The sequence below is a fragment of the Undibacterium sp. GrIS 1.2 genome (assembly GCF_040544435.1).
Taxonomy (GTDB): domain Bacteria; phylum Pseudomonadota; class Gammaproteobacteria; order Burkholderiales; family Burkholderiaceae_D; genus Undibacterium.
Genome location: NZ_JBEONP010000031.1, coordinates 12,631 through 31,998, shown reverse-complemented (window position 1 = coordinate 31,998; position 19,368 = coordinate 12,631). Strand labels below are relative to the sequence as shown.

At 49.3% G+C, this 19,368-nt stretch carries 20 protein-coding genes; 12 read left to right on the top strand and 8 right to left on the bottom strand.

Annotated features, from left to right (window positions below):
- Positions 1 to 82 precede the first annotated feature (82 nt).
- The 7 genes from AAKU61_RS14190 to AAKU61_RS14160 form a co-directional block, all read right to left on the bottom strand.
- Positions 83 to 844, bottom strand: a complete 762-nt coding sequence (locus AAKU61_RS14190) for a hypothetical protein (protein ID WP_354333219.1) — start codon at positions 842 to 844, stop codon at positions 83 to 85.
- A 120-nt stretch (positions 845 to 964) separates the two neighbouring features.
- Entirely contained in the window at positions 965 to 1,282 is a 318-nt protein-coding gene (locus AAKU61_RS14185) for an antibiotic biosynthesis monooxygenase family protein (RefSeq protein ID WP_354333218.1), read from the bottom strand.
- A gap of 5 nt (positions 1,283 to 1,287) precedes the next feature.
- The gene (locus AAKU61_RS14180) at positions 1,288 to 1,803 is read right to left on the bottom strand and encodes a M48 metallopeptidase family protein (protein WP_354333216.1); all 516 of its coding nucleotides are present in this window, start codon (positions 1,801 to 1,803) and stop codon (positions 1,288 to 1,290) included.
- Between the two features lie 31 nt (positions 1,804 to 1,834).
- On the bottom strand, positions 1,835 to 2,308 hold the full coding sequence (locus tag AAKU61_RS14175) for an FKBP-type peptidyl-prolyl cis-trans isomerase (protein WP_354333214.1): 474 nt from the start codon (positions 2,306 to 2,308) through the stop codon (positions 1,835 to 1,837).
- Positions 2,309 to 2,386: 78 nt separating this feature from the next.
- Positions 2,387 to 2,674, bottom strand: coding sequence for a hypothetical protein (locus AAKU61_RS14170; RefSeq protein WP_354333212.1), 288 nt, complete (start codon positions 2,672 to 2,674; stop codon positions 2,387 to 2,389).
- Positions 2,674 to 3,456, bottom strand: a complete 783-nt coding sequence (locus AAKU61_RS14165) for a substrate-binding periplasmic protein (RefSeq protein ID WP_354333210.1) — start codon at positions 3,454 to 3,456, stop codon at positions 2,674 to 2,676. Before AAKU61_RS14165 ends, AAKU61_RS14170 begins: the two co-directional genes overlap by 1 nt.
- A gap of 386 nt (positions 3,457 to 3,842) precedes the next feature.
- Positions 3,843 to 4,733 (bottom strand): LysR family transcriptional regulator, encoded by an 891-nt coding sequence (locus tag AAKU61_RS14160; RefSeq protein ID WP_354333208.1) that lies wholly within the window; start codon positions 4,731 to 4,733, stop codon positions 3,843 to 3,845.
- 117 nt (positions 4,734 to 4,850) lie between these two features.
- On the opposite strand from AAKU61_RS14160, the gene AAKU61_RS14155 reads away from it, so the two are divergent.
- The 10 genes from AAKU61_RS14155 (at position 4,851) to AAKU61_RS14110 (ending at position 15,985) form a co-directional block, all read left to right on the top strand.
- The gene (locus tag AAKU61_RS14155; protein WP_354333206.1) at positions 4,851 to 6,380 is read left to right on the top strand and encodes a CoA-acylating methylmalonate-semialdehyde dehydrogenase; all 1,530 of its coding nucleotides are present in this window, start codon (positions 4,851 to 4,853) and stop codon (positions 6,378 to 6,380) included.
- 250 nt (positions 6,381 to 6,630) lie between these two features.
- Entirely contained in the window at positions 6,631 to 7,788 is a 1,158-nt protein-coding gene (locus AAKU61_RS14150) for an NAD(P)H-dependent flavin oxidoreductase (protein WP_354333204.1), read from the top strand.
- Between the two features lie 74 nt (positions 7,789 to 7,862).
- Positions 7,863 to 9,500: a GMC family oxidoreductase gene (locus AAKU61_RS14145; protein ID WP_354333202.1), complete on the top strand. Its 1,638-nt coding sequence runs from the start codon at positions 7,863 to 7,865 to the stop codon at positions 9,498 to 9,500.
- 247 nt (positions 9,501 to 9,747) lie between these two features.
- Positions 9,748 to 10,521 carry an ABC transporter ATP-binding protein gene (locus tag AAKU61_RS14140; protein WP_354333200.1) on the top strand — a complete coding sequence of 258 codons (774 nt, stop codon included), beginning with the start codon at positions 9,748 to 9,750 and terminating at the stop codon, positions 10,519 to 10,521.
- Positions 10,518 to 11,279: an ABC transporter ATP-binding protein gene (locus tag AAKU61_RS14135; RefSeq protein ID WP_354333198.1), complete on the top strand. Its 762-nt coding sequence runs from the start codon at positions 10,518 to 10,520 to the stop codon at positions 11,277 to 11,279. Before AAKU61_RS14140 ends, AAKU61_RS14135 begins: the two co-directional genes overlap by 4 nt.
- A 136-nt stretch (positions 11,280 to 11,415) precedes the next feature.
- On the top strand, positions 11,416 to 12,627 hold the full coding sequence (locus AAKU61_RS14130) for an ABC transporter substrate-binding protein (RefSeq protein WP_354333196.1): 1,212 nt from the start codon (positions 11,416 to 11,418) through the stop codon (positions 12,625 to 12,627).
- A 106-nt stretch (positions 12,628 to 12,733) separates the two neighbouring features.
- A complete protein-coding gene (locus AAKU61_RS14125) occupies positions 12,734 to 13,618 on the top strand; it encodes a branched-chain amino acid ABC transporter permease (RefSeq protein ID WP_354333194.1) in 885 nt (294 codons plus the stop codon).
- 19 nt (positions 13,619 to 13,637) lie between these two features.
- Complete coding sequence (locus AAKU61_RS14120; protein WP_354333192.1) at positions 13,638 to 14,618, top strand: branched-chain amino acid ABC transporter permease; 981 nt, start codon at positions 13,638 to 13,640, stop codon at positions 14,616 to 14,618.
- 309 nt (positions 14,619 to 14,927) lie between these two features.
- A complete protein-coding gene (locus AAKU61_RS14115; protein ID WP_354333191.1) occupies positions 14,928 to 15,665 on the top strand; it encodes an AzlC family ABC transporter permease in 738 nt (245 codons plus the stop codon).
- Entirely contained in the window at positions 15,662 to 15,985 is a 324-nt protein-coding gene (locus AAKU61_RS14110; protein ID WP_354333190.1) for an AzlD domain-containing protein, read from the top strand. The genes AAKU61_RS14115 and AAKU61_RS14110 overlap by 4 nt, the downstream gene beginning before the upstream one ends.
- Positions 15,986 to 16,076: 91 nt before the next feature.
- Here AAKU61_RS14110 and AAKU61_RS14105 read toward each other — a convergent pair whose 3' ends face one another.
- Positions 16,077 to 17,234, bottom strand: a complete 1,158-nt coding sequence (locus AAKU61_RS14105) for an iron-containing alcohol dehydrogenase (RefSeq protein ID WP_354333188.1) — start codon at positions 17,232 to 17,234, stop codon at positions 16,077 to 16,079.
- Between the two features lie 191 nt (positions 17,235 to 17,425).
- Between AAKU61_RS14105 and AAKU61_RS14100 the strand changes: the two genes are divergently transcribed.
- Positions 17,426 to 18,187: a sulfite exporter TauE/SafE family protein gene (locus AAKU61_RS14100; RefSeq protein ID WP_354333186.1), complete on the top strand. Its 762-nt coding sequence runs from the start codon at positions 17,426 to 17,428 to the stop codon at positions 18,185 to 18,187.
- Between the two features lie 112 nt (positions 18,188 to 18,299).
- On the top strand, positions 18,300 to 19,274 hold the full coding sequence (locus AAKU61_RS14095) for a hypothetical protein (RefSeq protein ID WP_354333184.1): 975 nt from the start codon (positions 18,300 to 18,302) through the stop codon (positions 19,272 to 19,274).
- Positions 19,275 to 19,368: the final 94 nt, after the last annotated feature.

Genomic DNA, 19,368 nt, shown 5'->3' with positions numbered 1-19,368 from the left:
GATGTTTGCCTGACTCCGGCTGTTCTACAAAATTTGTGGATCAATGTGTACACATTTTATGTTAAAAGACAGTGCAACGCAATTAGGTAGTACTGGATTGTGATTGCCCCTTAGCCATATTCAAACGTCGCACCAAAGACTGATTTATATCTTTGGTATGGCGATTCCAGCGTTTCATGGTTTGATCTATATCGGCTTGCAATTTTTTTGCAGTAGCTTGATCACCTGTGCTGTAGGCCCAAATTGCATATTCTGCCTGTATCTCAAAACTGCCGAAGCGGCTCATTGCCAGCTCAAATTCTGATGTCGCATCCGCGTTGCGGCCAGCTCCGGCGAATGCGCGGGCGAGTAGCAGGCTGACTTGGGCGGGGCGGAAATTATTGTCTTTGTTGCGGATATCTTCCAGATGGCTGATCGCAGTAGCATGGCGGCCACTCTCGGTGAGTGCACGGGCGGCGCAGTATTTGATTTCCAGATCGGTAGCAAAAGGACCTTTGAGGCAGGCTTCGTAATTGGTTGCGGCTTCTTCTGCGTTACCAGCTTCTAACAAGGCCAGCGCCAGACGCATTTGATTTTGTGCGGTTGGGGTGTACTCAAAGGCGTTGCGTGCTTCGCGCAGTTCTCGGGTCGGATCGAGTGTTTTTGCTGCTACTGCGACTGCTTTTCTGGCACCAAATTCGAGTCGTGAGTTGGGCATGTAAATCGCAAAAAAGTACACGACACTTCCAAGTAGTGGGAAAGAAAAGAGAATTAGCAGCCAGTAGATTTGTTGGCCAGAACGGATCGCATGCACAGCAAAAAACAGCGCGACTAAAACATGTAAACCAATACCAAGAAACGGCATGTTTGCTCCTGTGGGATGAAGAGAATGGGGTGCGTGAAGAAGAAAAATGAGGTAAAAAAATTAAGCTTGGAATTGTACCAATGTTCAAATCAGTTCAATTCTTTTTCTAGGGCAAGTTGCTCACATTCCGTAATCAAACTCCACTTTGCTAATCCGCGTTTTATATGAGGAGTACCATTTTTCTTTACCGATTTTTTGTGCTTCCAGATGGTCGGCGTTGGCTTTCCATTGTTTGATTGATGGCAAATCTGCCCAGTATGAGACGGTAATCCCTACTTCTTCGCGGGCGGATTCTACGCCTAAAAATCCGGGCTGCTGTGCCGCCAGCGCTAACATGTTGTCGGCCATGTCGTTATAACCGTCGTCACCTTCCGTGCGGTTGGAGGTAAAGATCACGGCGTAGTAGGGTGGCTTGGGTGTGTTGGCGATATTGCTCATATTGCTTAGCTCCAGACCTCTCTACCGAAGGTATCGATTTGCGTCATGTATAAGCGCAAGTCCAGTTCGTACTGGTGATATTGCGGTTCCATATGCATGCAGAGTTGGTAGAAGGCTTTGTTGTGGTCTTTTTCTTTGAGGTGCGCTAACTCATGTACGACAATCATTTTTAGAAATTCTTCCGGCACTTGTTTGAACAGAGTGGCGATGCGGATTTCGTGTTTGGATTTGAGTTTATTGCCCTGTACCCGTGAGATAAACGTGTGCTGTCCCAGCGCATGCTGGATGACTTTGATTTTGCTGTCGAAGCAGACTTTGCTGATTTGTTCGCCATTGCGCAGAAACGTACTTTTGACATCTTGTACATATTGGTACAAGGCTTTATCGGTACGGATCTGGTGCGCATTGGCGTATTTTTTTTGCAGAACTCCGGCCAGTTGCTGGCGCTCAATTAAAAGCTTGACCTGATCCTGTATCGGTTGAGGATAAGCTTGTAAATAGTTGAGTTCTTGCTTTTGCATTCGTTAACTTAATGAGTCAAGCCAATGAGGTTTATTGAACGTTCAGCAGTTCAACATCAAAAATCAGGTTGGCGAACGGGGGAATCCGGCCACCGGCGCCGCGTGAGCCATAACCCAGATCTTGCGGAATAATGATGGTGCGTTTGCCGCCGACCTTCATCCCTGCAACACCTAGATCCCAGCCTTTGATGACACGTCCAGCGCCCAGCGGAAAGCTAAACGGGCTGCTGCCGACGGAGCTGTCAAACATCTGGCCGTGTTGCTTGTCGGCCTTTGGGTCGTATAGCCAGCCGCTGTAGTGCACGGTAACGGTGCTGCCACCAAGAGCTTCTTTACCGGTGCCGACAACGGTGTCAATTTTTTTCAGTTCCAGACGGGCTGCTGCGGGAGTTGTAGATGCGGTTGCAGGTGTGCCTGCGCTGGATTGTGCGAATACCGCAGGTGTTGTTGCGCAGGTTAACGCTGCACTGACGGCGATGGTGATAGCGAGTAAGCGAGATGTCATGTCTGGGCTTTCTGTGTGGTGTAAATGAGGATGATTTAAAAAAGGGGCTATGTAGATGCAGATAAGTTGGTGTTTGGTTTAGTCAGGACCGGATGTCGATCCCAGTTTGTTGCGTAGCTTGGCCTCAAACGCGATATCGAGTTTGCTGGCCTTTTTGGGTGCTTGTTTTTGTATGCTGTTGACGAAGGCGACAAATGCGTCCAGCTCTAAAGGTTCGTTCAATTTTTCTGGCACATCGCTGTCATTGGCGAGTGACAAATAAAAGCGGTTATCGGCAGTACTGACCATGGAATAAGGTGCATTATTGCTGCGGTCTTTTAGACGCATTACCGCCGTGGCGGCGCGGGTGGAGCGCAAGCTTGCCATTATCTGGCTCCGTATTTGCGTTGATATTTGTCCATGGTTCCGTCGTTGTCTATCTCTTTGTTAATCGCATTAAATTTGTCGATGCGATGCTGGTCTATTTTGGCATTGCAGAGCATATAAAGTTCAATATTGCGCCATTTGATGGCACGTTCTATATCGTCCCAATAGCCTTGCTGTTGCGCGATGCTCATGCCGTGTTGCTCGGACACGATCCAGTAATCGATGCGACCGTTGATGAGCAGTCGCGGATTATCTTCGTCTTTGGAGGCGAACTCCATTTTGTAGCCTTGGTCTTTTAGCTCCAGGCCGGTAGCCGCGTTTTTGTAGGTACCGATGCTGTAAGTTTTGGCTTCTTCAAAATTTTTGAGATTACGCGAGTCCGGTTTTTTGGCATACAAAACCCAGGCATCGGCGGTGAGCGGGCCAACCCATTTGAACAGAGGTTCGCGCTCTGCTGTGCGGCGAAAACCAAACAGGCAGGTATTATTTTCGGTCAGCGCTGCCTGGTAGCCACGTGCTAAAGAAGTGCTGATCAGGATAGGTGTCTCTTTGGCGCGGCGCATGATCTCGACTACTTTGTCGGTCAGCGAACCTTTGATCTGATTGGTTTTGGGATCGGTGTGGGTGAACGGTGCGTATTCTTGAATGTAGAGACGGATGGTTTCTGCTTCCGCCACATTGGGCAAGCTTAAGCTCATGCTCAAGCTGATCAGCAAGCTGAAAACCAGACTTGAATGCAGACTAAATATACGGGTGCAGTGAATCACATTCTGTTTAAACACAAGACGTCCTGATTGGGAGGCTGTAATAGTAGCTGTAACGGTAGTTGAAATAGTGGTTGAAACAACGACGTGACCCACAGCTAAACGATAAAGCGGAAGTATTAACCACCGCATCGGTTGAGTCTAAACGCTTGCAGGTTTAGGTGCAAGAAGCTCTGTAATACCAGTTCAGGTTGGTAAGCCAATTTGTGGCGAATATATTTCTGGCCTGCACAGCGCGAATAAATATACTCGCCCTATGTATATATTAGGTGCCCATATAATCATTAGGCAATAGGAATAATTGTTGAAAAAAATGGGGGAGTATATGGATTTTTGCTGCTGTCGGCACAATTAATCTGATCTTCAGCATCATAAATATCCACGGCTCCGGCTTGGTCTTATCCCTACTCCAGACCCCAGCACAATTTCAGCAAGGCGAACACGGCCGCGATGCTGGCTTCGTTTTGTCGCTTTTCCAGGCAGATAAAACTCAGTTCGGTCGATAAGCTAACGGCGTCGGCGATGACTAGTCCGTGGGCGTGCGCTTCCCGGATTGCGATGGAGTCGCGCAACAGACTAAGGCCAACGCCGGACTTCACCAGATCGAGCATCGAGGGCTCCTGATCGACCAGTGCGACTTTGTTAGGCGTAATGTGGTGCTCGGCAAAAACTTTGGTCAGCAGGCGATTGTGGGCGGATTCTGGCGGTGTCCAGATCCAGGGTAATTGCGCCAGCGCGGCCCAGTCTTTGCCTGCGACCCTTTTTTTCCAGCCGCTGGGGGCTACAACACGGTAGGTGAAGCTAGTCAGGCTGAGTGTGTGATAACGGGTTTTGCCGTCGTCCGGTGCTTGCCCCAGATAAAAGCCGACGTCCAGCGTGCCAGCGCGTAGTTGCTGCAACATGGAGCCGGACATGCCATGTTGTAATTTGGTGGACAGCTGAGGATACGTTTCTACCAATCGCTTGAGGAACACGCCTAGACGAGTAAATTCCGGATCGAGGATAGTGCCGATTGCTAGCTCACCGGACAGCGTGGAGTGCAGACTGTCTGCTGCTTGTTTGAATTCTGCCATGCTAGCCAGCACCCGTTCGGCATGCGCCAGCAGCTTTGCGCCGTCGTTACTTAATGTCATGCCGTTGGCGCTACGGTTGAGTAATTGCAAGCCCAGACTTTGCTGCAAGGATTTGATCTGCAGGCTGACGGCTGGCTGTGTGACATGCAGTCGTTCTGCTGCTCGCGTCAGGTTGCCCTCTTTGGCGACGGTGACGAAGGCTTTGAGTTGAGTGATGTCCACAGTGGTTACCTCATTATTAGCATTACTTATATTGAGCTTGATAATAACTCATTGGATTCTCCCATTCTATAGAGTTAGTCTCTATGAACTTTATAAAATCACCTCAAAGGTTTGCTTATGTCTGCTTTGAATTCTCCGGCCTCCGCTGCCGCTATTACTCCGGTTACGCATTTTATTCATGGCGGTCTGCATCATTCAAGCGGTGAGCGTTGGCAAGATGTGTTTAATCCGGCAACGGGCGCGGTGACTGCCAAGGTGGCACTGGCAACGATGGATGATGTGAATGCCGCCGTTGCTGCTGCCAAAGCGGCTGCACCGGGTTGGGCCGAGACAGCGCCTTTGAAGCGGGCGCGGGTGATGTTTAAGTTCAAGCAGCTGCTCGACCAATACCATACACAAATTGCGACTATGATCACGCAAGAGCACGGCAAGGTGCTGTCGGATGCGATGGGTGAAGTGACCCGTGGAATCGAGATCGTGGAATTTGCCTGCGGCATGCCACAACTCTTGAAGACGCAATTCTCCGACAACATCGGCGGCGGGATCGACAACTACAACCTGCGTCAACCTCTGGGCGTGACTGCCGGGATCACGCCATTTAACTTCCCGTTCATGGTACCAATGTGGATGGCGCCGCTGGCGATTGCGACTGGCAATACCTTTATTTTAAAGCCGTCAGAACGTGATCCTTCCTGTTCTTTATTGATCGCCGATTTACTCAAGCAAGCTGGTTTGCCGGATGGTGTTTTTAATGTATTGCAGGGTGACAAACTGGCGGTTGATGGCTTGTTGCAGCATCCCGATGTGTCGGCCATTTCCTTCGTCGGTTCAACCCCGATTGCAGAATATATTTACAGCGAAGGCACGCGCATGGGCAAGCGGGTGCAAGCGCTGGGCGGGGCAAAAAATCATTTGGTCGTCATGCCGGACGCGAACCTCGATCAGGCGGTAGATGCCTTGATGGGCGCGGCTTATGGCTCGGCCGGTGAACGCTGCATGGCGATTTCTGTCGCCGTCGCCGTGGGTGACGTGGCGGACAAACTGGTCGACGCTTTAGTCCCGCGTGTGAAGGCACTGATCGTCAAAAACGGCATGGAAGCCGATGCGGAAATGGGACCGGTCGTGACGGCAATCCATAAGGCAAAAATTGAAGGCTATATTGCTGACGGTATCGCCGAAGGTGCAACGATGTTAGTCGACGGTCGCGGCCTGACGGTGCCGGGACACGAAGGTGGTTTCTTCCTTGGCGGTACGCTGTTTGATCATGTCAAAGAGGGCATGAAAATTCATCGTGAAGAGATTTTTGGGCCTGTGTTGTGCGTGGTGCGGGTACCGGATTTTGCCAGCGCTGTCGAGCTGATTAACCGTCACGAATTTGGCAACGGCGTGTCGCTGTTCACTTCGGACGGCAATACGGCGCGTGAATTTTCACGCAGGATTCAGGTTGGTATGGTGGGAATTAACGTACCGATTCCAGTGCCGATGGCGTGGCATTCTTTTGGTGGCTGGAAGCGCTCGTTGTTTGGCGATCAGCATGCCTATGGCGAAGAAGGCATCCGCTTCTATACTCGCTACAAATCGATCATGCAGCGTTGGCCTGACAGCATAGCCAAAGGGGCAGAATTTACTATGCCGGTAGCAAAATAAAAGGGAGGTTCAATAAACCACATAATCGGGCGCATCGCGTTGTTGCAAAGCCTCGCAATACCGACGTATTGCTACGTTTTGCGCCTAGCGCTGCATCCCGATTAAATGGTTTTTGAACTTCTTAGATTAATTTTTTAGGGAGTATCACTATTAAAATCCTAATTGTCTAGAGAATCATTGGACAATAAGGCGTGTGATGCTGATACTCTTAACCAGTATATAAAAATAAGAATGACGCAAGGAGACTGGCGTGAGTTTTAAACTACAAGGAATTTGTCCTCATCCGATTATTCAGGGGCCGATGGCGGGTGGTGCTTCTACTCCCGATCTGGTGGCCGCGGTATCCAATGCTGGTGGCTTGGGTTCGCTGGCAGGCGGCATGTTGTCACCCGTGGCGATTATTGAGCATGCCGAGCTGATACGGCAACGAACCGACCGACCTTTCGCCATCAATTTGTTTGTACAAGACACGCCGACGCCATCGGAGCAAGAGATCGCCTCAGCCAGTGAGCTTTTAAAACCAATCTGGTCAGAATTTGGCTGGGATAAATTACCCTTGCCAGCGCGTTGGTGCGAAGATTTTGAAGCGCAATTGCAAGCCTTGATTATTGCGCGTCCTGCGGTGGCTAGTTTTACTTTTGGTATTTTGCAGCCCTCGCATCTGCGTTGTTTGCATGAAGCGGGGATTGCCGTGATTGGTACCGCAACCAATGTGCAAGAAGCGCTGGCCTGGCAAAGCTTGGGTGCCGATGCGGTTTGCTTGTCTGGAACAGAGGCAGGTGGGCATCGCGGGACATTTATCGGTGCGCAGGAAGATGCCACGCTGACTACCATGGAATTATTGGTGCAAGCGAAGCCGCATTTGCGCATCGCCACCATCGTGGCGGGCAATATCATGGCTGGTGCAGATATCGCCGCTGCTTTAACTGCTGGGGCAGATGCAGTGCAGATGGGAACGGCATTTTTAGTCACGCACGAGTCTGGGATTCATCCTGCGTATAAACAGAAATTGCTAGATGTTGGCAAAAGTACGACTGTAAACATGAGCGTGAATACGAGCGTGAATACGAGCCCAAACAAAACTGCAGATGCCACCCGCCAGACCCGCGCTTTTTCAGGGCGGATGGCACGCGGTCTGGATAACCGTTTTATGCAAATCATGCAGGATGCCGCCGCGCAAGTACCTGCTTATCCTATACAAAATGCACTGACTGCCAGCATCCGTGCGCATGCGGGCAAGATCAACGATACCGGCCTGATGTCGCTATGGGGGGGACAAGGTGTGCATCGTGCGCGTGGCATGCCGGCGGCAGAGTTAATGCGTGTCTTACTGGAAGAACTGCATGCGGAAATGAATACAAAAATGCCTGCCGCAATGCCTGCGCGAGTGAAGGTCGGAAGCAGCTGATCTCCACCAGCGCCATCTACAAAATAAACCACTTTAAGCCAGATCACCTTACATCAGAAAACACCACCTACTTTATGGACTCAGCAGGCACATACGACTACATTATTATCGGCGCAGGTTCGGCAGGCTGCGTGCTGGCCAACCGCTTATCGCGTGATCAGAGTAAAGAGGTTTTGCTACTGGAGGCGGGTGGTAAAGACGATTACATCTGGATTCATATTCCGGTCGGCTACCTTTACTGCATTAACAATCCGCGCACCGACTGGATGTTTCGCACCGAGGCAGAACCGGGCTTGAATGGTCGCAGCTTGATTTATCCCCGCGGCAAAGTACTGGGTGGTTGCTCATCGATTAACGGCATGATTTATATGCGGGGACAAGAGCAGGATTATCAGCGCTGGGCAGAACATAGCGGCGACGCTAGCTGGCGCTGGGAGCATGTCTTACCGCTATTTAAACAAAGCGAAGACCATTACGGTGGCATGACTGCGATGCATGGTGCTGGTGGCGAATGGCGGGTAGAAAAGCAGAGGTTGTCGTGGGAAATTCTGGACGCTTTCCGTGAGGCGGCATCACAAGTCGGGATTCCTAAGTCAGACGATTTTAATCGTGGCGACAACGACGGCTGTGGCTATTTTGATGTGAATCAAAAACGCGGCGTGCGCTGGAATGCGTCTAAGGCGTTTTTGAAACCGGCATCTGGACGCGGCAATCTGACCATCATGACGGGCTGTCAGGTCAAGCGCTTAAAAATCACGGCGACAGACAATGGCAAGGTTTGTACCGGTGTGGAATTTGTCGGTGGCGGTAAAGAGTGGTCGGCAGAATCCACCCGTGTGACGATTTTATCGGCGGGCGCAATTGGTTCGCCCGCAATATTGCAGCAGTCCGGCATCGGCAATGCGGCGCATTTACAACAAGTTGGCGTGACGGTCGTGCATGATTTGCCAGGTGTGGGAGAAAACTTGCAGGACCATTTACAGATTCGGTCTGCCTTTAAAATCAGCGGCGCAAAAACCCTGAATATGATGGCCAATAGTTGGCTAGGTAAGGCGAGCATAGGATTGGAATATCTGTTGAAGCAAAGCGGGCCTATGTCGATGGCGCCATCGCAGTTAGGCGCTTTTACCCGCTCTGATGCCACGCAAGCCAGCCCTAATTTGCAATACCATGTGCAACCATTGACGTTGGAAAAATTTGGCGATCCTCTGCATTCATTTCCAGCGTTCACCGCCAGCGTCTGCAACTTGCGCCCTACTTCGCGCGGCCATGTGCGTATCGCTAGTGCTGATCCGTTGGCAGCACCCAAGATTACACCTAACTATCTGAGTACTCCGGAGGACAGAAAGATTGCGGCTGATTCACTCACGCTGACCCGCAAAATTGTCGCCGCACCGGCCTTACAAAAATACGCGCCAGAAGAAATGAAGCCGGGTGCTCAGTTCCGTACTGAGGAAGAACTCGCCAGTGCAGCGGGTGACATCGGCACCACGATTTTTCATCCGGTGGGGACTTGTAAAATGGGGCGTGAGGATGATAATAATGCGGTAGTAGATAGTGAGCTACGGGTGTTCGGCGTGCGTGGTCTGCGGGTAGTAGATGCCTCTATCATGCCGACGATTACTTCTGGCAATACCAACTCGCCGACCATGATGATTGCGGAAAAAGCGGCGGCGATGATCGTTGCGGAGCATGCTAAAAAGAGTTCGTAGTTAGCATTAAATAGCGTCGTGTTTTAGACACTTTTTTAACCAGTTTATGTGTTTTAATGTTTGGCGCTGTTGTTAAAATTCACCGTGGTTACTACGTACAGTAGTTATACCGTATTGTTGAAATCTTACAGCGATGTGTACTATCCAAAAACAATAAAAATGCCCTCTGGTACCAATTTATAGAATAGCCAGAAGGGATGTCACGCAAAAGTTCGTAACGAAACTACGCAGGCAACAAGGAGACCAGATGACTAATGTCATCCTAGAGACAAAACACTTGACCAAAGAGTTCAAGGGATTTACCGCAGTGAGCGATGTTAACCTGCAAGTGCAGCGTGGACACATTCATGCATTGATCGGCCCCAACGGTGCTGGCAAGACAACCTGTTTTAACTTATTGACCAAATTTCTGGTGCCGACATCGGGTCAGATCTTGTTCAATGGTCGTGACATCACCGCCGCCAAACCGGCGCAAATTGCGCGTCAGGGAATTATTCGCTCATTCCAGATTTCTGCCGTTTTCCCGCACTTAAGTGTGATGGAAAACGTGCGTATCGGCTTACAGCGCAATCTTGGCACTTCCTTTCATTTTTGGAAAAGCGGCGGCAGTTTGTCACGTTTGAACGATAAGGCAATGGAGTTGCTGGCGCAGGTCGATCTGACGGAATTTGCCGATACGATTACGGTGGATTTGCCATACGGTCGTAAGCGCGCGCTGGAGATCGCTACTACCTTGGCGATGGAGCCGGAAATGATGCTGCTGGACGAGCCGACTCAAGGGATGGGACATGAAGACGTGCATCGTGTCACCGAGCTCATCAAAAAAGTCTCTGCCGGTCGCACCATTCTGATGGTGGAACACAACATGAGTGTCGTATCCGGTATCTGTGACAAGATTTCTGTTCTGCAGCGCGGTGCGATGTTGGCAGAAGGTAGTTATGACGAAGTGTCAAAAAATCCAAAAGTGATGGAAGCATATATGGGCAGCACTGCGGGCGAACTGGAAGGAGCGCACGCATGACGACCGCTACTGTAACTACTGCTGCGCCTTTCAAGACAAGCAATCCCGCGATCACACCAGCACTGCAAATCAGCAATTTGCAAGCCTGGTATGGTGAGTCACATATTCTGCATGATGTGAACTTGGTCGTAAATCCGGGTGAGGTCGTTACCTTGTTAGGTCGCAATGGCGCAGGCCGTACGACGACAATGCGTGCCATTATGGGCCTGACCGGCGCACGCAAAGGCTCAATCAAAATCAACGGCGTTGAAGCGATTCATTTACCGATTTATAAAGTAGCGCATCTGGGCGTCGGTTATTGCCCGGAAGAGCGGGGGATTTTTTCTTCGTTATCCACTGAAGAGAACTTGATGCTGCCGCCTTCCGTGTCGAGCAAAGACCAGGGGATGTCGATTGCCGAGATTTATGAGATGTTTCCTAATCTGGCAGAGCGTAAAAACAGTCAGGGGACACGTTTATCCGGTGGTGAACAGCAGATGCTGGCGGTTGCACGTATCTTGCGCACGGGCGCACGCCTGCTGTTGCTGGATGAGATTTCTGAAGGTTTGGCACCGGTCATTGTGCAAACCTTAGCTCGTATGATTAAAACGTTGAAGGCGAAGGGTTATACGATCGTGATGGTCGAACAGAACTTCCGCTTTGCTGCGCCGCTCGCCGATCGCTTTTACGTGATGGAGCATGGACAGATTGTCGAGACATTTGCCGCCTCAGAGCTGAAAGAGAAGATGTCAGTTTTAAACGAATTGCTGGGTGTATAAGTTTTAATCTGTGTTTTAAGTTGTATTTTTGGTGATGTGATGTTGATTTTGCTGGTAATTGTTAGTGCTCGAAAATGGATACTGTCGGATACAAATATTCGGGTATAAATTTAAAAAAAATGATTGGAGAAGACACATGAAAACAAAATTCAAAATAGCGGCGCTGGCGGTTTCTGCGGCAATGGCAAGTCTGTCAGGTACAGCATCTGCCCAGATTTCTGGTGATACAGTCAAGATTGGTTTTATTACGGACTTATCGGGTTTGTATTCTGATATCGACGGCCCAGGCGGTGTAGAAGCGATCAAGATGGCAATCGCTGATTTCGGCGGCACGGTATTAGGTAAAAAGATTGAGTTGGTCACTGCCGATCACCAAAACAAAGCCGATATCGCAGCGAGCAAAGCACGTGAATGGTTTGATCGTGATGGCGTCGACATGCTGATCGCAGGTACTAACTCTGGTACTAATTTGGCGATGTCGAAAGTCGCACTGGAAAAGAAAAAGCCTTTGATCTCCATCGGCGGCGGCACAGCTCGTCTGACCAATGAAGAATGCACCCCGTACACGATTCACTATGCATATGACACGGTCGCGTTGGCTAAAGGTACGGGTTCTGCGGTGGTTAAACAGGGTGGCAAAAGCTGGTTTTTCCTGACCGCCGATTACGCCTTCGGTGCGTCGCTGGAAGGTGATACTACTGCTGTGGTCAAAGCCAGTGGCGGTACTGTGGTTGGTGCGGTTCGCCATCCTTTGTCGGCTTCGGATTTCTCTTCTTTCTTATTGCAGGCGCAGGCGTCTAAAGCGCAAATTCTGGGTTTAGCAAATGCCGGTGGCGATACCATCAATGCGATTAAAGCCGCGAATGAATTTGGTATCACTAAAACCATGAAGCTGGCAGGTTTGCTGATGTTTATCAATGATGTGCATTCGCTGACATTGAAGGCAACGCAAGGCATGTATCTGACGGATAGCTGGTATTGGGATTCAAACGAAGAGACCCGTGCCTGGGCGCGTCGTTATTTTGGCAAAATGAAAAAGATGCCGTCCAGTCTGCAAGCAGCTGATTATTCCGCCACGATCCAATATCTGAACGCGGTAAAAGCGGCAGGTTCTGACGATACTGATAAAGTATTGGCCAAATTGCGTGCGACTAAGATCAACGATATGTACGCCAAAAATGGATCGATCCGCGGTGATGGCAGCATGATTCATGACATGTATCTGATGCAGGTAAAAGCGCAGGCTGATTCCAAGTATCCATGGGATTACTACAAAGTGGTACAGACAATTCCTGGTGACCAGGCATTTACGACCAAAGCAGAAAGTAAGTGCACTGCCTGGAAATAAGTTTGAAATAAACAATAATCAGCTTCAATCGTGAGGCGCTGACTGACTAGTCAGCGCTTCTTACCGATTTCACTCTTGCCCTTTTGGGCATCTTTTTCTGAATGCCATGGAAATATTTGGTATACCGCTGCAAGCGATGCTGAGCCAACTGTTGCTGGGATTGGTGAATGGCTCTTTTTACGCCATGTTGTCACTCGGTCTGGCCGTGATTTTTGGTCTGTTAAACGTGATCAATTTTGCTCACGGGGCTTTGTACATGATGGGTGCTTTTCTTGCCTGGATGGGTATGAATTACTTCGGGATTAATTACTGGGTCATGCTGATTGCCGCCCCTTTGTTAGTTGGCCTGTTTGGTGTCGTGATCGAAAAAACCATGCTGCGTTGGTTATATAAGTTAGATCATTTGTATGGGCTGCTGTTGACCTTTGGCCTGACCCTGTTGCTGGAAGGTTTGTTCCGCTCGTTTTATGGCGTGTCTGGTCAGCCGTATTCTGTTCCTGATGCGCTGGCAGGAGCGACTGATCTGGGCTTTATGATTTTGCCGAATTATCGCGCCTGGGTAGTGTTGGCGTCGCTCGTCGTCTGTTTCGCGACCTGGTTTGTGATTGAAAAAACCAAGTTAGGTGCTTACCTGCGTGCTGGTACCGAGAACCCGAAACTGGTTGAGGCCTTTGGCGTGAATGTGCCGTTGATGGTCACTTTGACTTACGGCTTCGGCGTAGCACTGGCTGCCTTTGCTGGCGTGCTGGCAGCACCGGTGATCCAAGTTTCACCCCTGATGGGATCGAATCTGATTATCACGGTGTTTGCCGTGGTCGTGATTGGTGGCATGGGCTCGATCCTGGGTTCTATCCTCACTGGTCTGGGCTTGGGTGTGATCGAAGGTTTGACCCGCGTGTTTTATCCCGAACTGTCTGCCACCGTGGTGTTTATCGTGATGGCGATTGTGCTGATGATCCGGCCTGCCGGTTTGTTCGGCAAAGAGAAATGATTGAGGAGCTAAACGCATAATGAATAAAAAAATTGGTTACAGTTTGGCCTTCGTACTGTTGCTCGCCGCACCCTTTGTCGTCTACCCCGTGTTCTTGATGAAGCTACTTTGCTTCGCCTTGTTTGCCTGTGCGTTCAATTTATTGATCGGGTTCACGGGTTTGCTCTCGTTTGGTCATGCCGCATTTTTTGGTGGCGCTGGCTACATGGTGGGTTGGCTGTTAAAGACTGCTGGATTGCCGGTCGAGGCGGGTTTGTTATTGGCGACGGCGGGTGCGGCTCTGATCGGTTTGGTGATGGGCAGTCTGGCGATTCGCCGGCAGGGTATTTACTTCACGATGATTACACTGGCGCTGGCACAGATGCTGTACTTCGTCTTCTTACAAGCCAAGTTCACCGGTGGCGAGGATGGCTTGCAAGGCGTACCGCGCGGACAGCTATTAGGCTTTATTGATTTGAGTTCAGACCTCAGACTGTATTACCTCGTACTGGCAATTGTGATTGGCGGCTTTGCCATCATCGTGCGCACGATCAGCTCCCCGTTCGGGCAGGTGTTGAAAGCCGTGAAAGAGAACGAGCCACGCGCGGTGTCGCTGGGTTACGACGTCGATAAATACAAGTTGCTGGCATTTGTCCTCTCCGCTGCACTGTCTGGACTGGCAGGTGCGACAAATACGCTGGTACAGGGTTTTGAGACGCTGACCGACGTGCATTGGACTATGTCGGGTCTGGTCGTATTAATGACGCTGGTGGGCGGTTTAGGCACCTTGGTGGGCCCTATCGTCGGTGCAGTGATCATTATCGCTTTAGAAAACAAGTTAGGCGACCTCGGTGAGTGGCTGGCAAATGCGACTACGATAGAATGGTTTCGTTCTATCGGCGATTCGGTCACGATTGTCACTGGCTTGATCTTCATCATTTGCGTACTCGCATTTCGGCGCGGGATTGTCGGAGAACTGGGAGCATGGCTGGCGCGCTCGGGTAAGGCGAAAGTCAGTTAAGCTGAATTAGGTACGGTTTTGATCAATGAAAAAGCCCCGACGAGATGCGGGGCTTTTTTGTTCCAATCTCAAGCTGAAATTCATATACTCCCCAATTATTTTTTTAAATATGCCTTACTGTCCAATAATTATATGGACACTGAATATATACATAGTGAGAGTATATGTTCAGTGTATTGCTACGATATAACTAGTTTGGGCGGGCAGATACTTGGATAAATGGGGATTTGAAATTCAAGGTTTGTTAAAGTAGCAGCGCGCTTTGTCTGATAAGTTTAAGATGCCAAGTCTCTAAAAAAGAAATTCTTTATGCCACATCCCACCCCGTTAGCCAGTTTCACCGCAGGCGCACGCGACACCATTCCAATGCTGTTGGGCGCGGCGCCATTTGGTATGATTTTTGGTGCTTTGGTCGCTACTGCGCAGATGCATGCATGGCAAGGGCAGTTGATGTCGCTTGCTGTGTTTGCAGGGTCGAGTCAGTTTATTGCGGTCGGTTTGATCGCCAGCAGTACTGGTTTTCTGGTGATCTGGCTCGCGACCTTTATTGTTAACTTGCGGCATATGCTGTATGCCGCAACTTTGTTGCCGCATGTGCGTCATCTTTCTAAGAGCTGGCGCTGGTTGTTGGGATGTTTGCTGACGGATGAAACCTTCGCCGTGGTGGATCGCTATTACCGGGAACATCCGAATACGCAATTGGGGCATTGGTACTTTCTGGGTTCGGGTTTGGCGATGTATGGTAATTGGCAGTGTTGGACCCTGGTGGGTTTATTGTTTGGTGCGATTTTCCCGCAATTGCAAACTTTGGGTCTGGACTTTGCGATGGTAGCGACTTTTATTGCGATTATTGTTCCGCAGCTAGTTCGCTTGCCGCATTTTGTTGCGGCGCTTGCTGCTGGTACTGCGGCTTATCTGCTGCAAGATTTGCCGTACAAGTTGGGCTTGCTGGTGGCCATTGCGGTGGGCGTTAGCATTGGTTTGCTAGCGTCCCACTGGTCCTCTAACAAGGCCGGCAATAAAAATACCAGCGCGGAGAAGGTATGAATATCACCTTGATTATTATCGGTATGGCGGTGATTACCTGCCTAATTAAAGCGATTATTTTTGTGATGGGCGATAGGGTGGCGTTTTCTCCTTTGCTGAAAAAAGCCTTGGCCTTTGTTCCCGTCACTGTTCTCACAGCGATTATTGTCCCGATGGTTTTGTCGCCGCATGGGCAGGGTTTGGAATTAAATTGGCGCAATCCACAACTGATCGGCGCGCTCGCTGCCATCGTCGTTTGTGTAGCAACGCGCCGTCAGATACCGACGATCTTTATCGGTTTGCTGGTGTTTTTTGGCTGGCAGTTGGCTGGTAGTTTCTAGGGAATTTCTAACACTCTGTTCAGTAATAATATGGTCGGCGGTTTCAAAACGATGTCCCAATGAGTACATCGCTTTGCCCCGCCTTGACAACCTACAAAGCGGCGGCGTAAATTGCCCGAGCATCTTCCCTCGATACTTCTCTTGGATTGTTCCTTAGCAGCCGTGTCTGCAACATCGCGTCGCTGGCCAGTTGATCCAAATCTTTCTCAGTGACACCGACTTGTCTGAGTTGTGTTTCGATCCCGACCCGATTGGCGAGTGCTTCCATGGCGGTGATTAGAGCATTGCTAAGGGCTTCTTCGCTACCTTGTGCTGTTGGGGCAATGATGCTGGCAAGTTCTGCATATTGCCTTGCAGCGGTCGGTGCATTAAAACGTAAGACGTGCGGTAGTACCAGCGAATTGGATAACCCATGTGGTACATGAAAGATGCCGCCAATCGGGTAGGCGAGGGCATGTACTGCTGCGCACGGCGCGTTCGCAAAGCATTGTCCCGCCAGCATCGCGCCTAGCAACATCGCTTGTCTGGCCGCGAGATTGCTGCCATTGGTGCAGGCTTCGTCAATACTCGTCCAGAGCAAACTTAAAGCCTGACGCGCTAGCATATCGGATAAGGCATTTTTCTTGTGCTTGGTGGTATAGGCTTCGATCGCGTGCACCATCGCGTCAATTCCGGTGGCCGCTGTGATTTTTGGTGGTAGGTCAACGGTGAGCTCAGCGTCAAGGATAGCGATGTCGGCATATAACTGTGGTGATACCACACCCATTTTGGTCGTTGCGCCTGTGGTGACGATAGAGATTGGCGTGACTTCGGATCCTGTCCCTGCAGTGGTTGGTATCAATATTAGAGGCAGGCGTTTGCCTCTGACATTGCCGATGCCGTACATGCTGCTTAGCGGTTGATCACTGCCTGATAGAACCGCGATTAGTTTGGCGACATCCATGGAACTACCGCCACCGAAGCCGATGACCAATTCTATCTCTTGTTGTTTGGCGCTTTCCACCGCTTGATGGACTACGACTTCTGGCGGATCGGCAATGACATCCGAGAAAACGCTGACATGGCATTGGTGCTGTTCTAAGTTCGCTATTGCCGGAGTGATCAGACCCGTTTTAAGAAAACCAGCATCTGTGACAATGAGCACTCGTTTTATCTCTGGATAATGCTGTTTGACGATATCGCCAAATTGTTTGGCCGCACCAATTTGGCTGATGATGTAGGGTACGGTACGAAAATCAAAATTATTCATGTTCTGGCTCTCCTTGTAATCCTTATTGTAGCAAGTCTTGCTATGCTGTCAGGCTGAATAGATTTCAACGTTATAAGCTCTGCGTCGGGATTTGCCGGGCGCTAAATCTAAGTGTAATAGTTTGATTTTCGCCTTTATGAGCGATTGTTGTCCTTGCTGATTTGCTTCACCTTTCCCATAAAATTAATAATATGACAGACATATTGATACTTGCTTGCGCCGCTTATTTTGCTGGTTTAGTTGATGCGGTAGTGGGTGGTGGTGGTTTGATACAAGTACCTGCCTTATTTTCAGTAATGCCAAATGTTGCACCAGCAACCTTGTTGGGAACCAATAAATTAGCAGGTATTTGGGGAACGACAGTCGCGGCGAGAAATTATGCGAAAGCGGTGAAGGTGCGTTGGGCGATGGTGTTACCTGCGGCATTCACAGCTTTTTTTCTGGCGTTTTTGGGCGCTTTTACTGTTACTCATATACTGCCTACTTATTTGCGTAAAGCCTTACCGCTTATTTTGATCGCCGTCGCGGTGTATACATTTAAGAAAAAAGACTTCGGCAGCAACCACGCTCCAACTTTTGCGCATAACAAAGAACTTTGGATGGCAATGTTAGTCGGCGGCGGTATTGGGTTTTATGATGGTTTTTTCGGTCCTGGTACCGGTAGCTTTTTAATGTTTTTATTCGTCCGTTTTTTTGGATACGACTTCTTGAGCGCATCTGCAGTCGTCAAAATTATTAATGTTGCGTGCAATGCGGCAGCTCTGTTGTGGTTTGGTTACAGCGGACACGTTATTTGGCAGACAGGGTTAGCCATGGCGGTTTGCGGAGTGTTAGGATCATTGTCGGGTAGCCAGATGGCAATTAAATATGGCAGTGGTTTCGTCCGGAAAGTGTTTTTGGTCGTAGTTTTGGCGTTGATTTGCAAAACCACTTACGACGGCTTTATCAAGTAGCTGTAATTTTGAGGTTCAGTATATGTTTTGATGCATATGTCCGAAAGCAATGTAGTTAATTAAATAATACTAAATTTGTTTCACGTGAAACAAAACAAAAAAAGGGACGGACGTGGCATATCAAGATATGGTGATATTTCAGCGAACAGATTTAGGTAGAGCAGAAATTCGTGACAAAAGACATGGATTGACTCAGAGCGAACGCTTGGTGTTAATCATTGTTGATGGCGTCAGCTCGTATGGGCAGTTGCGTGTAAAGCTCAAGAGCTTGGTGAAGGAACGGTTTGATCGCGCTTTACGCAGTCTCTCTGATAAAGGCTTACTGTATGAAGTAATGTTTCCCTTGGATAATCAGGTTCCTGATTTTGTCGAAGCCGATGCGATGGATCGTTTTCTCCGCCAGGAAGATTCTGATCCTGTTTCAGTGATTGCTTATCAGCCAGAGGAGGAGTTATCTAATAGTATCTTGCGTGCTGACGGGCTGATTGCTAATAGCGATGTACAAGAAGTTATATCTGTCGATCCTTATCCTAGTTTGATCATGAATACGATAGATAGACTGGAAGAGCCTGTCATCTACACTAAAGATAAAGTCGTTAAATCGATTAATATTCACGAGCCGGTTGCTGAGACCATAGAAGTAGATTTCTATTTGCCGCTGGAGATTCAAGAAGAAGTTCCTGTTATTGTAGCTCCGATATTTGCGTCAACAGATACTTTGGCTGAGCCAAAAGTGTCATCTGTTGCTCCTGTGAAGGCCAGGTCGCGACCGGAATCTATTTCTAGTGTGAAGCTTGAGGCTGTAGCTTCTCCGCTCAATGAAGCAAAAGCTGCTTCAAAAGCAAATGTAAAACCGACTGTCAGAGATGACGGCAATCCTATTACGCAGGTAGTGGTCCCGCAGTCTGATGCAAAGACGCGTACTAAGCTGGTTCAAAAATTCCCTGAACCTAAACCGCCTAAGCTAGCACCTTTAAAGAGGAAGAAAACTTGGGTAGATTATCTGGATTCTCGTTATTCCTTGCTGTTATTGGTTCTGGGTATGGCACTAGCGTTTATGCCTGCATTGGTTAGATTGTTCAAGTAAGACAGTTAATAGAGGCAGAGGATTAGAGTTTTGCCCTGGCTAAGTATCCATTGTTTCACGTGAAACACCCTGATGTCGGCTATTGAAATTATTG

Bases quoted from the DNA above. Each gene is read 5' to 3' on its own strand.
- AAKU61_RS14190 (WP_354333219.1), bottom strand. From the start codon at position 844: ATGCCGTTTCTTGGTATTGGTTTACATGTTTTAGTCGCGCTGTTTTTT.
- AAKU61_RS14185 (WP_354333218.1), bottom strand. From the start codon at position 1,282: ATGAGCAATATCGCCAACACACCCAAGCCACCCTACTACGCCGTGATC.
- AAKU61_RS14180 (WP_354333216.1), bottom strand. From the start codon at position 1,803: ATGCAAAAGCAAGAACTCAACTATTTACAAGCTTATCCTCAACCGATA.
- AAKU61_RS14175 (WP_354333214.1), bottom strand. From the start codon at position 2,308: ATGACATCTCGCTTACTCGCTATCACCATCGCCGTCAGTGCAGCGTTA.
- AAKU61_RS14170 (WP_354333212.1), bottom strand. From the start codon at position 2,674: ATGGCAAGCTTGCGCTCCACCCGCGCCGCCACGGCGGTAATGCGTCTA.
- AAKU61_RS14155 (WP_354333206.1), top strand. From the start codon at position 4,851: ATGTCTGCTTTGAATTCTCCGGCCTCCGCTGCCGCTATTACTCCGGTT.
- AAKU61_RS14145 (WP_354333202.1), top strand. From the start codon at position 7,863: ATGGACTCAGCAGGCACATACGACTACATTATTATCGGCGCAGGTTCG.
- AAKU61_RS14140 (WP_354333200.1), top strand. From the start codon at position 9,748: ATGACTAATGTCATCCTAGAGACAAAACACTTGACCAAAGAGTTCAAG.
- AAKU61_RS14135 (WP_354333198.1), top strand. From the start codon at position 10,518: ATGACGACCGCTACTGTAACTACTGCTGCGCCTTTCAAGACAAGCAAT.
- AAKU61_RS14130 (WP_354333196.1), top strand. From the start codon at position 11,416: ATGAAAACAAAATTCAAAATAGCGGCGCTGGCGGTTTCTGCGGCAATG.
- AAKU61_RS14125 (WP_354333194.1), top strand. From the start codon at position 12,734: ATGGAAATATTTGGTATACCGCTGCAAGCGATGCTGAGCCAACTGTTG.
- AAKU61_RS14120 (WP_354333192.1), top strand. From the start codon at position 13,638: ATGAATAAAAAAATTGGTTACAGTTTGGCCTTCGTACTGTTGCTCGCC.
- AAKU61_RS14115 (WP_354333191.1), top strand. From the start codon at position 14,928: ATGCCACATCCCACCCCGTTAGCCAGTTTCACCGCAGGCGCACGCGAC.
- AAKU61_RS14110 (WP_354333190.1), top strand. From the start codon at position 15,662: ATGAATATCACCTTGATTATTATCGGTATGGCGGTGATTACCTGCCTA.
- AAKU61_RS14105 (WP_354333188.1), bottom strand. From the start codon at position 17,234: ATGAATAATTTTGATTTTCGTACCGTACCCTACATCATCAGCCAAATT.
- AAKU61_RS14100 (WP_354333186.1), top strand. From the start codon at position 17,426: ATGACAGACATATTGATACTTGCTTGCGCCGCTTATTTTGCTGGTTTA.